Origin of the sequence: Bacillus sp. PS95 (genome assembly GCF_037963565.1) — a bacterium.
Classification (GTDB): domain Bacteria; phylum Bacillota; class Bacilli; order Bacillales; family Bacillaceae; genus Bacillus; species Bacillus subtilis.
Window position 1 is genome coordinate 1,834,483 of the sequence record NZ_CP150160.1, and the last position, 16,155, is coordinate 1,850,637.

The window sequence follows — 16,155 nt, forward strand, 5'->3', positions numbered from 1 at the left end:
AAACTGGTGCTGACCGGACGAGAACAGCTTCCTCCGCGAGAGGAGTGGGCGCGTTTTAAGACATCAAACACATCATTGGCAGAGAAAATCCAGGCAGTGCGGGAGCTGGAAGCGAAGGGTGTACAGGTGGAGATGCTGTCGCTGACGTTATCTGATGATGCTCAGGTTGAGCAAACGCTGCAACATATCAAGCGAACATTAGGACCGATTGGCGGTGTCATTCATTGTGCAGGTCTGACGGATATGGATACGCTGGCATTTATCCGAAAAACTTCAGATGATATTCAGCGGGTGCTGGAACCTAAGGTGTCAGGTCTTACAACCTTATATCGCCATGTGTGTAACGAGCCTTTACAGTTTTTTGTCTTATTTTCTTCTGTTTCAGCCATTATTCCGGAGCTTTCGGCGGGACAAGCTGACTATGCGATGGCCAATAGCTATATGGATTATTTTGCAGAAGCACATCAGAAACATGCGCCGATCATCAGTGTTCAGTGGCCGAACTGGAAAGAAACCGGTATGGGTGAAGTGACAAATCAAGCGTATCGGGAAAGCGGCTTGTTGAGCATTACGAATTCAGAAGGCTTACGTTTTCTAGATCAAATTGTATCGAAAATGTTCGGACCGGTTGTTCTCCCTGCGATGGCGAATCAAACAAACTGGGAGCCGGAACTGCTGATGAAAAGGAGGAAACCGCATGAGGGCGGTTTGCAGGAAGCTGCTTTACAGAGCCCGCCAGCCAGAGACACTGAAGAGGCCGATGAAGTTTCCAAATGTGATGGGTTATTATCTGAAACACAGTCCTGGCTTGTTGATCTGTTTACCGAAGAGCTGAGAATAGATCGTGAAGACTTCGAGGTTGACGGGGTGTTTCAGGATTATGGCGTGGATTCGATCATTTTGGCACAAGTGCTCCAGCGTATAAACCGCAAATTAGAGGCAGCGCTCGATCCATCGATTCTATATGAATACCCAACAATTCAAAGGTTCGCAGATTGGCTGATCGGTTCTTATTCCGAAAGGCTGTCCGCTTTATTCGGAGGCAGGATATCGGATGCATCAGCACCTTTGGAGAACAAAATAGAGGCGGAGGCATCTGTTTCTGCGAAGGATCGAGCTCTTACACCTCAGATTCAGGCGCCAGCGATTTTGTCACCGGACTCTCATGCAGAAGGTATTGCCGTTGTCGGACTCTCTTGCCGATTCCCTGGGGCAGAGACATTGGAGTCATATTGGTCGTTACTATCCGAGGGGCGTTCGTCAATCGGCCCGATTCCGGCAAAGCGTTGGGGCTGTAAGACGCCATATTATGCCGGCGTGATAGATGGCGTCAGCTATTTTGATCCTGATTTCTTTTTGCTTCACGAAGAAGACGTAAGGGCGATGGATCCGCAAGCACTGCTCGTGTTGGAAGAGTGTCTGAAGCTCTTGTATCACGCCGGTTATACACCTGAGGAAATAAAGGGCAAGCCCGTCGGTGTTTATATCGGAGGCAGAAGCCAGCACAAACCTGATGAAGACAGCCTTGATCATGCCAAGAATCCGATCGTGACAGTCGGCCAAAATTATTTAGCGGCTAATCTTTCACAATTTTTTGATGTCCGCGGCCCGAGTGTTGTAGTTGACACTGCATGCTCGTCAGCTTTGGTCGGCATGAATATGGCCATTCAGGCGCTGCGTGGCGGAGATATTCAATCCGCCATAGTCGGCGGTGTCAGCTTGCTGAGCTCAGATGCCTCTCACAGGCTGTTTGACCGGCGCGGCATTTTAAGCAAGCATTCATTCTTCCATGTGTTTGATGAGCGTGCTGACGGAGTTGTGTTAGGTGAAGGCGTCGGAATGGTCATGTTAAAAACGGTAAAACAGGCACTGGAAGACGGAGATACCATATATGCTGTCGTCAAAGCGGCCTCGGTCAATAACGACGGAAGAACGGCGGGACCTGCAACACCTAACCTTGAGGCGCAAAAGGAAGTCATGAAAGATGCGCTTTTCAAAAGCGGAAAAAAACCAGAGGACATCAGCTATCTTGAGGCAAACGGATCAGGTTCAATCGTAACCGATCTCCTTGAGCTAAAAGCGATCCAATCAGTGTACCGTTCTGGGCACTCAACGCCTCTTTCTCTTGGCTCAATCAAGCCGAACATCGGGCATCCGCTATGTGCTGAAGGGATCGCCAGCTTCATTAAGGTTGTGCTGATGCTGAAAGAGCGCCGCTTTGTCCCATTTTTATCAGGTGAAAAAAAGATGGCGCATTTCGATCAACAGAAAGCGAACATCACGTTCAGCCGAGCCCTGGAAAAATGGACAGATTCGCAGCCTACTGCGGCTATTAACTGCTTTGCCGATGGGGGGACGAATGTCCATGTCATCGTAGAGGCGTGGGAAAAAGATGAAAAACACGCCATCAAGCGCAGTCCAAAATCGCCTCCTCAATTAAAGAAACGAATGCTTTCGCCAGGCGAGACAAAGCTGGAAGCGGAGACTTCGAAAATGACTGCGGCAAACATATGGGATACTTATGAGGTGGAGGTCTAACGTGAAAAAGATAACGAAACAACTCACATTATCGTTAAAAAATCCGTTTATTTATCACCATGTGGTTTACGGACAAAATGTCCTGCCGGGATTGGCTTATATCGATATAATCTACCAGATATTCAGAGAACACGGCTTCTCCTGCTCAGAGCTTCAGCTGCGGAATTTATCCATCTATCAGCCATTGACGGCGGACCAGGATGCAGTAATTGTTCTGAATATCCAATGCGCGGAGAAAAAAGAAGGAAAGTGGCAAATCACAGCCAAGGGAATTGAAAAACGTGATGGGAAAGAAGTTTCAGAAGAAAAGCTCTATATGAAGGCTGATATGTACGCAGACTCCCCAGCCATATTTGAAGAAACACTGGATCTCAGTCAAATCAAAGCATCTGCACAGAACGTTGTTCAGCTTGATGATGTATATGAACAATGCAGACGTCAGGAATTGGTGCATAGCGAATATATGAAAGCAAAAGGCTGCATCTATGAAGAGGAAAATGGCGTCCTTCTTGAGCTTTCTCTCGGTTCGGAAGCCATGCTTCACGCAGAAGGCTTTATGTTTCACCCGACTCTCATAGACGGGAGCGGGGTGGGTGCCAATCATTTGCTCACATCTTTGCTTAAAGGAGAACAGAGGCTGTATTTGCCTCTGTTCTATGAATCCTTTTCCGCTTCTGCACTTTTGCAGTCGGATTGCATGACGAGAATTAAGCGCTCCTCCGTCCGGCGGGAAAAAGAGCTGATTTATGTAACACTTGAATTTTTTAATGCGTCGGGAGAAAAAGTGGCTGAGTTGAAAAACTTTACAAGCAAATTGGTGCGAGAAGCGGAGCTGATTAGCGGAAAACATCAAGATGCACAGGAGACACAGATGACAAGAGCGGACACTGCTGAGCGTGAGAAACCTGCTGACATGGTATCTTCTCCCGTTAATTCCTATAGCGGGGCTGAACAGTTCGTAAGTCAATTAATCGCAGAGAAAATCAATAAGCCGGTAGAACAAGTTGAAAAACAGGTCGGTTATTACCAAATGGGACTGAATTCATCGGGCTTGCTTGAGGTGGTAGAAACGATCAGTGATAAGATCGGTGAGAGTCTTTCGCCGACTCTTCTGTTTGAGCATACCACCATAGCGGAGCTGTCAGCGTTTCTTGCCGAGGAATATGCTGAGCATTTTAGTGCCGCTGGTTCCCTTGGCCTTGGCCAGAATGAAAGAGCACGCGTTTCCGACACAATAAACGATCGTAAGACTGTTGAAGCTTCTCGTCCTGCACCTATTGAGGCAGCAGGCGATATTGCGATTATCGGCTTGGCGGGCAGGTATCCGAAGGCAGCCAATATTCATGAATTTTGGAACAATCTGAAAGAGGGAAAGGACTGTGTTAGCGAGATTCCTGAGTCGCGCTGGGATTGGCAGCGACTTGAAGGAATCACATCTCCTTCGGGTAAGGACATTTCCAAATGGGGAGGATTTATTGATGACCCCGACTGCTTCGATCCTCAATTTTTCAGAATCACGCCAAGAGAAGTGGAGACAATGGACCCTCAAGAGCGGCTGTTTTTAGAAACATGCTGGGAAACGATTGAGGATGCGGGCTATACGCCAAAGACGTTGGCGAAGCCTAAAGGACGAAATAAAAGGCAGCATGTAGGAGTTTTTGCCGGTGTCATGCACAAGGATTATACATTAGTCGGAGCTGAAGAAGCATCAGCAGAAAACGTGTTTCCTCTCTCGCTCAACTATGCGCAAATCGCCAACCGTGTTTCTTACTTTTGTAATTTCCACGGTCCGAGTATGGCTGTCGATACGGTATGTTCATCCTCTTTGACCGCAGTGCACTTGGCGTTGGAAAGCATACGTCACGGTGAGTGCGATGTTGCGTTAGCAGGCGGAGTGAACCTGTCTTTGCACCCGAATAAATATATGACATACGGGGTCTGGGATATGTTTTCCACTGACGGGCACTGCCGTACGTTTGGAAAGGATGGGGACGGTTATGTGCCTGCCGAGGGTATAGGCGCGGTTTTATTAAAGCCTTTGCGCCAGGCGGAGAAAGACGGAGATCGCATTTATGCAGTTATTAAAGGAAGTGCTGTGAATCATGTGGGCACTGTAAGCGGCATTTCAGTGCCGAGCCCTGTTTCTCAAGCTGATCTGATTGAGACATGCTTGGAGAAAACGGGAATCGACCCGCGGACGATCAGTTATGTGGAAGCCCATGGAACCGGCACGTCCTTAGGAGATCCGATCGAAATACAGGGATTAGTGAAAGCGTTCCGCCAATATACGCAGGATCGGCAGTTCTGTTCAATCGGTTCTGTAAAGTCAAACATTGGGCACGCCGAATCCGCCGCGGGGATCAGCGGTTTAAGCAAGGTTGCCCTTCAGCTTCACCATCAAAAACTTGTGCCTTCTTTGCATTCGGAAGAACTGAATCCGTACGTTGATTTTGAAAAGTCTCCATTTTATGTACAGCATGAAACAGAAACGTGGAAGCAGCCTGTTATCAAGGAGAATGGGGAAGAGGTCCCTTATCCGCGGCGGGCGGGTATCAGTTCCTTCGGAGCAACTGGTTCAAACGCACATATTATCCTTGAGGAATATATTCCTCAAACAGCGGAGCAGGACGTTTCTTTGTCCTCAGATTCTGACATATCCGCAGTTATTCCGCTTTCTGCCCGTAATCAAGAACGTCTTCGTGTATATGCAAAACGTCTCTTGGATTTTCTTCATGATGGGATTCAGATTAGAGATTTGGCGTATACATTGCAGGTAGGCCGTGAACCGATGGAAGAACGGGTTTCTTTCTTAGCATCCGGAATTCAAGAATTGAGCGACCAATTGAAGGCTTTTATAGAAGGACGAAAAACCATTCAGCATTGCTGGAAGGGCCGCGTGTCAAGAGGAAGCGAACCATCGCGTCCCGGCGAATCGGTACATAAATTGCTGGAGCAAAGAAAACTCGATCAAATTGCGGAGCAGTGGGCGAACGGATCTGGTGTTGACTGGAAGCTGCTTTACGAGGGAAACAAACCAAAGCGGATCAGCCTGCCGACTTACCCATTTGAGAGGGTGCGTTATTGGGTGCCGAAAGCGGAGAAAAAGACTGATCGTTTAAAGGAGGAGCGACACATCCTGCATCCTCTTCTGCATCAAAATGTGTCCGACATATCGGGTGTCCGCTTCCGTTCAGCGTTTACAGGACGTGAATTTTTCTTGAAGGATCATGTCATAAAGGGCGAACACGTTTTACCTGGCGCAGCTTTATTGGAGATGGTTCGGGCAGCTGTGGAAAGGGCAGCTGCGGATCAGTTCCCGACAGGATTCCGGCTCCGGAATATCGTCTGGGTCCGGCCGTTCGCCGTCACGGAACAGCAGAAAGATATAGATGTACGTCTATATCCTGAGGAAAATAGTGAGATTACATTTGAAATCTGCCGGGACCCTGAAAGCGCAGAGGAGTCGCCGATTGTATATGGGCAAGGGAGTGCAGTGCTTTGTGAGGCTGGTGAAAATCCGGTTATCAACATTGAAGAATTGAAGGCAAGCTATAATGGCCGGACGCTGTCACCTTTTGATTGCTACGAGGCTTATACAGAAATGGGTATTCATTATGGTGACAGCCACAGAGCGATCGACAGCCTATATGCAGGCGAAAACGGAGTTCTAGTGAAATTGACGATGCCTCCTGTAATCTCTGATACAGAAGACCAATATATTCTGCATCCGAGCATGATAGATTCGGCATTTCAAGCATCTATCGGTTTGAGGCTGGGAGGAGCTACGAGTTTAGAAGACAGAAAGGCAATGCTGCCTTTTGCCATACAGGATGTCCAAATCTTCAAAGGCTGCGAGGCATCTATGTGGGCGCGGATCACATATAGCGAGGGCAGTACAGCTGGGGATCGTATGCAGAAGCTTGATATCGATTTATGCAATGAAGAGGGGCAGGTTTGCGTGCGATTGACGGGCTATTCTGCAAGAGTGTTAGAAACAGATCAAGAAGGTCCTTCTGAAGCGACTGACACGCTACTGTTCGAACATATTTGGGAAGAACGTGCTGCAGAGAGGCAAGAGCTCATAGAGTACGACACACATAAAGTCGTTGTCTGTGATGTTGGAGAACAAATGGAAAGCCTCCAAAATCATCTTGACTGTACAGTTCTGCAGCATGATACAGAGACAATTGATGAACGGTTTGAAGGTTATGCCATACAGTTATTTGAAGAAATCAAACAGCTAATGCACTCAAAAACAGGAGGACATACATTCATTCAAGTGGCGGTGCCTGCGTTGGACGAGCCTCAGCTATTAAGCGGCTTAACTGGATTGCTCAAAACGGCTGAACTGGAAAATCCAAAACTGACAGGACAGTTGATCGAAATAGAAACCGGGATGTCAGCTGGTGACCTATTCGAAATATTGGAGGAAAACAGACGCTATCCGCGTGACACGCATATCCGCCACTGGCAAGGGAAGCGATTTGTAAGCAAGTGGAAAGAAGTGTCTGGTGAGCACCTAAGTGCTGACATGCCATGGAAGGATAAAGGCGTGTATCTGATCACAGGCGGTGCGGGCGGTCTTGGATTCATCTTTGCAACTGAAATTGCAAACCAAACGAATGATGCGGTTGTGATCCTGACAGGACGCTCTCCGCTTGATGAAAGGAAGAAGAAGAAGCTTAAAGCCTTACAGAAACTTGGCATCCAAGCGATTTACAGACAAGCTGATCTGGCTGACAAACAAACGGTTGATGCCTTATTAAAAGAAACCCAAAACGTTTATGGAGACTTAGATGGCATCATTCACAGCGCCGGTTTAATAAAAGATAATTTCATTATAAAGAAAAAGAAAGAAGAGGTTCAAACCGTTCTTGCTCCAAAGGTAGCAGGACTGATTCACCTTGACGAAGCAACGAAAGATATTCCGCTCGATTTCTTTATCCTTTTTTCCTCAGGTGCCGGAGCAGTAGGAAGCGCGGGACAGGCTGATTACGCAATGGCCAATGCATTTATGAATGCATTCAGCGAATATCGCAATGGCCAAGCAGAGCTGCACAAGCGTTACGGAAAAACTCTTTCAGTGTGCTGGCCGCTGTGGAAAGACGGGGGCATGCAAATTGATGCGGAAACTGCAAGGATGCTGAAAAGAGAAACAGGCATGGTGGCCATGGAAACAGATCGTGGGATTCAGGCGCTATATCATGGCTGGACGTCAGGGAACCCGCAAGTGTTAGTTGCTTCCGGTGTTACTGATCGGATTCGTGCATTTTTACATGAAACGGGACATGGCAAAGGCCAATCTCACAATATCAAAAAAAGCAGTCTCAATCAGGGGGCAGAAAAAGCAGACATCATCGGGGAAATTGATGAAGAGATACTAAGAGAAAAAGCGGAGAACTATTTTAAACAGGTGCTTTCTTCGGTGATTAAGCTGCCAGCTGGCCAGATTGATGCTGAAGCTCCTCTCGAGGATTACGGGATCGATTCTATCATGATCATGCATGTAACGGGTCAATTAGAAAAAGTATTCGGATCTTTGTCCAAGACGCTGTTCTTTGAATACCAGGATATTCGGTCATTAACCCGGTATTTTATTGATTCCCGCAGAGAAAAACTGCTGGACATCTTGGGATTTGAAACGGGAAAACCTTCTGTTGAAAGAAAATCAGAACCTGAAAAACAAGAAATCCCAGTTATCCCAAGAAAGTCTGGATTTCTTCCTTTGCAAGATAAAGAGCAGAAGCAGGTAAGAGAGAAGGAAACGGAAGAAATTGCGATCATCGGTATCTCAGGTCGCTATCCGCAGGCAGACAACATTGATGAATTATGGGAAAACCTGAGGGACGGGCGAGACTGTATTACGGAAATTCCTGCAGACCGCTGGGATCACAGTCTTTATTATGACGAAGATAAAGACAAGCCTGGAAAAACCTACAGCAAGTGGGGCGGCTTCATGAAGGATGTAGACAAGTTTGACCCGCAGTTTTTCCATATTTCGCCGCGTGAGGCAAAATTAATGGACCCGCAAGAGCGTTTATTTTTGCAGTGCGTGTATGAAACGATGGAAGACGCAGGCTATACAAGAGAGCACCTCGGCCGTACGCGTGATGCTGAGCTTGGCGGAAGCGTCGGTGTTTACGTCGGTGTCATGTACGAAGAATATCAGCTGTACGGGGCACAAGAGCAGGTGCGGGGAAGGTCTCTGGCTTTAACGGGAAATCCATCATCCATCGCGAACCGGGTATCTTATTATTTTGATTTTCACGGACCGAGTATTGCTTTAGACACCATGTGTTCTTCTTCTTTAACGGCTATCCACTTGGCCTGCCAAAGCCTGCAGCGCGGAGAATGTGAGGCGGCATTCGCGGGCGGCGTGAATGTGTCAATCCATCCAAATAAATATTTGATGCTCGGGCAGAACAAATTTATGTCCAGCAAAGGCCGATGTGAAAGCTTCGGACAGGGCGGAGACGGCTATGTGCCGGGGGAAGGCGTTGGAGCAGTGCTTTTGAAGCCATTGTCTAAAGCAGTTGAAGATGGTGATCACATTTATGGAATCATTAAGGGGACAGCCATCAACCACGGGGGAAAAACAAACGGGTACTCAGTGCCCAATCCGAATGCCCAAGCAGATGTCATCAAAAAGGCGTTTGTGGAAGCGAAGGTTGATCCGCGGACAGTCAGTTACATCGAAGCCCACGGCACGGGAACCTCTCTCGGTGATCCTATTGAAATCACAGGGCTGTCCAAAGTGTTTACGCAAGAAACCGATGACAAACAATTTTGTGCAATAGGGTCAGCCAAATCAAATATCGGGCACTGTGAGAGTGCGGCAGGTATTGCAGGAGTAACGAAGGTATTGCTCCAAATGAAATACAGGCAGCTTGCGCCTTCCCTGCATTCAAACGTGCTGAACCCGAATATTGATTTCCTTAACTCGCCGTTTAAAGTACAGCAAGAGCTAGAAGAGTGGAAGAGGCCGATCATCAGTGTCAATGGCAAAGACATCGAATTACCGAGAATCGCAGGAGTCTCTTCATTTGGTGCCGGGGGTGTGAACGCCCATATTTTAATAGAAGAGTATGCTCCGGAACCTGTGGAGGAACGTTTACCAGCGAGGAAACAGCCGGCTGTCATTGTGCTCTCAGCAAAAAATGAGGAAAGACTTCAGAAACGCGCGGAGCGATTGCTGCATGCCATTCGTGAACAAACATATGTTGAAGCAGATTTACACCGAATTGCCTATACGCTGCAAGTCGGCCGGGAAGCGATGAAAGAACGGCTGGCGTTCGTTGCGGAAACGATGCAAGAGCTTGAAGAAAAGCTGTATGAATGTATCTCCGGAACAGAAAATCGTGAATATGTCTATCGCGGACAAGTAAAGAGCAACAAAGAAGCCATTGCTGCTTTTGCTGCTGATGAGGATATGTCAAAAACAATTGAGGCATGGCTGCAAAAAGGAAAATATGCGAAGGTTTTAGACCTGTGGGTAAGAGGTTTGCGAATCGACTGGAGCACGCTATATCAGGATCAAAAACCGCGGCGCATCAGTTTACCTGCCTTTCCTTTCTCAAGAGATCGCTATTGGATAGACGTAAATGCAAAGGCTGAGGAAAAAAGAACGGAGGAGCCATTCGCTCCAGTACAGCCCGTTATTCCGAAGCCGTCTGTAGACAGAGAAGCCAGTGGCAAGCCTGCCAATATTACGTTACAGCCTTTAATGACCAATCAGGATCGTTTAGAGCGTGTTCCATCAGATACAGAAACAGAGACGATCACGGCGGAAGCCTTGTGCGATGAACTGACAGCGGGCTTAGCGGAAGTGCTGTACATGGACCAAAACGAGATTGATCCAGACGAAGCATTCATAGATATCGGTATGGACTCGATTACCGGGCTCGAATGGATAAAAGCAATAAATAAACAGTATGGCACATCACTAAATGTCACAAAGGTATATGATTATCCGACAACACGTGATTTCGCTGTTTACTTAGCACACGAGTTAAGCACACAAGCTGGGGAGAAAAAACAAACGGAGACGTACACGCCGATCAGACAAAAAACAGCGGTACCTGCTGCTAAACCGGCTAATATATCTCTGCAGCCGTTAGAACATCATCAGCCAGTGCAAGAGGAAGCTGAAGAAACGATTCAATATGCAGCGGCAGAAATATCTGCATCAAGACAATATGCTGTAGCAATTGAAACGCTGCATGAAAACTTGAGGGAAAGCATAGCAGACGTGTTATACATGGAGCCATACGAGGTGGATATTGACGAAGCGTTCATAGATATCGGAATGGACTCGATTACCGGACTCGAATGGATAAAAGCGGTGAACAAGCAATACGGAACGTCTTTTACGGTAACCAGAGTATATGATTATCCAACGATACGTGCTTTTGCCGAAATGCTAAAGTCCGAGCTTGGAACTCATCTTGATAGAAAGATAGAGCATACTGACTCTTTCGAAGTAGCCCAGCAAAAGCCAGCAGCACCATCTCATCCAAAGCCGGCAGAACGGCCCCTACAGCCTGTTCAACATCCAATAAAGAAAGAACATGTGACGAAAACGGTTCCTGTTCTTCAAGACCGCCCGGAGGATGCGATAGCGATTGTCGGGATGTCGGGAAGATACCCTGGCGCTCGTAATGTAAGAGAGTACTGGGATAACCTGGTTCATGCGAGAAATGCCATTCGGGACATTCCAACATCACGGTGGGATGTAGACAAATACTATGATCCTGTCCTCAACAAAAAAGGGAAAGTCTACTGCAAATCAATGGGGATGCTGGATGATATTGAACATTTTGATCCATTGTTTTTTAATATTCCGCCATCAGAAGCTGAACTGATGGACCCGCAGCATCGAATCTTTTTGCAGGAAGGCTATAAAGCCTTTGAGGACGCTGGGTACAACGCCCGAACTTTAAATGAGAAAAAATGCGGTGTATATCTCGGCATTATGAGCAATGAATACGGGGTCATGCTGAACCGGCAGGCAAGAGCAAATGCCACCGGGAACAGCTTTGCGATCGCTGCGGCGCGTATTCCGTATTTTCTTAATTTAAAAGGGCCAGCGATTCCTATTGATACCGCATGTTCATCTTCATTGGTCGGCACACATTTAGCGCGCCAGGCACTTATAAACAAAGAAATTGATATGGCGCTGGTCGGCGGGGTCAGCTTATACCTGACGCCGGAATCTTACATGAGTATGTGTGAGGCCGGCATGCTTTCACCTGATGGACAATGTAAAGCATTTGACAATAGCGCGAATGGTTTTGTGCCCGGCGAGGGTGCGGGTGCGCTGGTTCTGAAAAGGCTGAAAGATGCGGAAGCGGACCGTGACCATATTTATGGCATTATCATTGGCTCGGGTATTAATCAGGACGGGAAAACAAACGGAATCACGGCACCGAGTGCAAAAAGCCAAATGGATCTGGAAAGAGACATATATGAAACATACGGCATACATCCTGAGAGTATCAGTTATGTCGAGATGCATGGCACAGGAACAAAACAAGGCGATCCAATTGAATTAGAAGCTCTGTCCACCGTATTTCAAGAAAAAACAGACAAAAAGCAGTTTTGCGCAATCGGTTCCGTCAAAAGCAATATTGGCCATACATCCGCGGCGGCAGGAGTAGCCGGGGTTCAAAAAGTGTTATTATGCATGAATCATAAAACACTTGTGCCGACATTGAACTTCACGACACCGAATGAGCATTTTGAATTTGAGCATTCTCCTTTATACGTAAATACGGAGCTTAAGCCTTGGGAAACGGGTGATGGAAAACCGCGGAGAGCATGTGTGAGCTCTTTCGGATATAGCGGAACGAATGCCCATATCGTGATAGAGGAATATCAGCCTGAAAAGAGGAGCGATCCATTAACAAAGCAGCACCGCTCAGCATTATTTGTACTTTCAGCGAAAAAAGAGAAGCAATTGAAGGCCTATGCGGAAGCAATGAAAGATTTCGTAACTTCCAATGAAGATATCGATCTGGAGGATATGGCATACACACTTCAGACGGGCCGGGAAGCAATGGATTATCGCATGGCGTTTTTGGCGGATTCGAGAGAAATGCTGATCAAAGCTTTAGATGATTATTTGGCTGAAATGCCGAACGGCAGCATATTTGCTGCTCACGTGAAAACGAAGAAGAGCGAAATCAAGCTGTTTGAAACGGATCATGATGCCAAAGCATTGCTGCAAACATGGATAGAGAAAAAAAGGCTGGAGAAAGTAGCAGAGCTATGGGTGAAAGGGCTGCAGATAGATTGGAACAAGCTTTATGGGGAATACACGCCTCGCCGAATCAGCCTGCCTGCTTATCCGTTCGCGGAAGAGTATTACTGGCTGCCAACTCAAGAAGGTGAACCCGAAACCATTGCTACAGCACTCCCTCATTCCGAACTGATGCCAAAGCGCTGCTTTCTGCGTAAACAGTGGCAGCCTTGTCCGATTGAACCGGCAGAAATGACGAATCAAACCGTCGCCATTTTGGCAAATGAGGAGACAATGGCATTAGCGGAAGAGCTTTCGACGTATTTCTCGACATACCGTATATTTGACAGCCAAGAGCTGGATCGGGTATCTGCTGCTGACTATGAACACGTTGCTGGAGCAATCGATCTGATCGGGTGCGGAACGAGCCATGAGCATTCTATGGGCTGGATAAACTGGCTCCAAAAGCTGATCGAGCAAGGACGTACAAGCAAGCATCATATGACGATCTTGGGTGTAACAAAGGGGCTGGAGGCCTACGCAAATGAAGGTGTTCTTTTGTCTGGTGCTTCACGGGCCGGTTTATACCGCATGCTTCAAAGTGAGTACAGCCATCTTACTTCAAGACATGCAGATATGGAGTGCGAAGCCTCTCATGGGGAGCTGGCCAGACTGATTGCAGTTGAATATTATGCCAAGAGCACAGAATCAGAAGTCTGTTATCGAAACGGACAGCGATATCGCGCATATTTGACAGAGCAGCCAGCAGAAGCCGCTCTAAGTCATAAGCAAGTATCGTTTTCAACAGACAAAGTCCTGCTCATTACAGGCGGGACAAGAGGTCTCGGCTTGCTGTGTGCGCAGCATTTTGTGAAAACATACGGCGTTAAGCGGCTGGTCCTTATCGGCCGTGAAGAGCTTCCACCGCGTGACCAGTGGAATTCGGTAAAAATTTCCTCGCTTGCCGAGAAAATAAAAGCCGTTCAAGAGCTAGAAGACATGGGTGCGCAAGTTCAGGTGCTGTCTCTGGATCTCACAGACAGGGTTGCTGTCGAACAGAGCCTGAAGACAATACACGAAACAATGGGGGCGATTGGCGGAGTCATCCATTGTGCCGGGATGGTGAACAAACAAAACCCGGCTTTTATCAGAAAATCACTAGAAGAGATCGGACAGGTGCTTGAACCGAAAGTCGAAGGTCTGCAAACGTTGTTTGACCTGCTTCAAGATGAACCATTGGCGTTTTTCACCTTGTTTTCATCAGTATCAGCGGCCATCCCTGCACTAGCAGCAGGACAAGCTGATTACGCGATGGCAAATGCTTTTATGGATTATTTTGCGGAGGCTCATCAAGATAAATGTCCCATTGTAAGCATTCAGTGGCCTAACTGGAAGGAGACCGGTTTAGGCGAGGTGCGAAGCAAAGCTTTAGAACAAACTGGATTGATCAGTTTGACAAACGACGAGGGATTACAGCTGCTTGACCAGATTCTATCAGACAGACAGTATGCTGTCGTGCTGCCGGCAGTACCAGATACAAACGTTTGGAAGCCGGATAAGCTGATGCAGCCGTCATTGCCTGTCGAAGCTCTCTCGCATCCTGAGATGAAAGAGCAAACCAGCACTCGCAACCTGTTCCCTGAAACAGTCGACTGGCTCGTAACTCTTTTTTCAGATGAACTGAAAATAGCTGCAGAAGACTTTGAAACGGATGAACCTTTCCAAGAATACGGAATCGACTCGATTATATTGGCCCAGCTGGTACAGCAGATGAACCAACAATTAAATGGAGATATTGATCCGTCAATTTTGTTTGAATACCCGACAATAGAATCCTTTGCACACTGGCTCATTTCGAAATATGACATATCAGCTGTTTTACAGCCATCTGTTCCTGAGAAACAGCCATCGCTCAAGCCGCAATCAGCGATGAAACAGAAGCTGGTGCCAGAACAGCGGCCGCAACAGATAAGCCATGAAAAAACGGCACTTCTTGCTGAGGACATCGCTATCATCGGTCTTAGTTGCAGGTTCCCAGGAGCAGAAACCCTAGAGGAATACTGGGAACTAATACGTGATGGACGGTCTGCGATTGCGCCTGTTCCGCCTGAACGATTCGGGAACTCCAGCTCAAATTACGCGGGCCTCATTGATGAAATGAACCGATTTGATCATGATTTCTTCATGATGTCCGAAAACGATGTCAGAGCGATGGACCCTCAAGCTTTGGCTGTATTGGAGGAAAGCTTGAAGCTGTGGTATCACGCCGGTTATACAGAGAAAGAAGTGAAAGGCATGAGGGCTGGTGTTTATATAGGAGGCCGAAGCCAGCACAAGCCTGATCCGGCCAGTCTTTCAAAAGCAAGAAATCCGATAGTCGCTGGCGGACAAAACTATTTAGCGGCTAACATCTCACAATTTTTTGACTTGAAGGGGCCGAGTATTGTCCTGGATACCGCTTGTTCCTCTGCACTGGTGGGGCTGAATATGGCCATTCAGGCTCTGCGAAGCGGAGATATTGAGGCAGCGGTTGTAGGCGGCGTCAGTTTGCTTGATGCTGATGCGCATCGAATGTTTTATGAGCGCGGACTTTTATGTGACAAACCGTCATTCCATATTTTTGATAAGCGGGCAGACGGTGTCATTTTAGGAGAAGGCGTGGGCATGGTTCTCGTCAAAACCGTCAGCCAAGCGGTTGAAGACGGAGATTCCATATATGCAGTCATTAAAGCCGCTGCGATTAATAATGACGGAAGAACGGCAGGCCCATCATCTCCGAATCTCGAGGCACAAAAGGACGTCATGCTGTCAGCGCTTGAAAAAAGCGGCAAAAAGACTGAAGAGATCAGCTATCTTGAAGCGAACGGATCGGGGTCGGCAGTAACAGATTTACTTGAATTAAAGGCAATCCAGTCCATTTACCGTTCTGAATCAAAGGCTCCGTTAGGGCTGGGATCGGTGAAACCTAACATCGGCCATCCATTATGTGCAGAGGGGATTGCGAGCCTGATTAAAGTAGCTTTAATGCTGAAGCATAGACAATTGGTTCCGTTCCTGTCAGGTAATGAAAATATGCCGTATTTTGATATAGAAAAAACAGATTTGTATTTCAGCAGATCGCAAGCCGAGTGGAAGGAGACAACGCCGGCTGCGGCAATTAATTGTTTTGCAGATGGCGGAACGAACGCCCATCTCATTGTAGAAGCCTGGAGAGAATTGGTTGATCGTTCAATTAGAAGAAAACCTCTGCCTTTACCGGAATTAAATAGGCAGCCCGTTTTAATCAAACCATCAGCTCAAAACGTGCAGAAAAAAGTGCATTCAGACACGGGGGCTTCTAAAGATATGTTTTGGAAAACTTTCAAATAAGAGAGGAGTGG

The 16,155-nt window shown here is 47.3% G+C and carries 2 protein-coding genes (1 of these 2 only partly in view); both read left to right on the plus strand.

What is annotated here, in order from left to right:
• Positions 1-2,538, plus strand: partial view of a polyketide synthase PksJ gene (gene pksJ / locus NSQ12_RS09490; RefSeq protein ID WP_339176529.1) — the end only. It extends 12,594 nt beyond the left edge of the window; only the last 2,538 of its 15,132 coding nucleotides appear in the window; the start codon falls outside the window, past its left edge; the stop codon is at positions 2,536-2,538.
• A complete protein-coding gene (gene pksL / locus NSQ12_RS09495; protein ID WP_339176531.1) occupies positions 2,522-16,144 on the plus strand; it encodes a polyketide synthase PksL in 13,623 nt (4,540 codons plus the stop codon). The genes pksJ and pksL overlap by 17 nt, the downstream gene beginning before the upstream one ends.
• The last annotated feature ends 11 nt before the right edge of the window (positions 16,145-16,155 follow it).

Coding starts and splice junctions, on each gene's coding strand:
- pksL (WP_339176531.1), top strand. CDS start 2,522: ATGAGGTGGAGGTCTAACGTGAAAAAGATAACGAAACAACTCACATTA.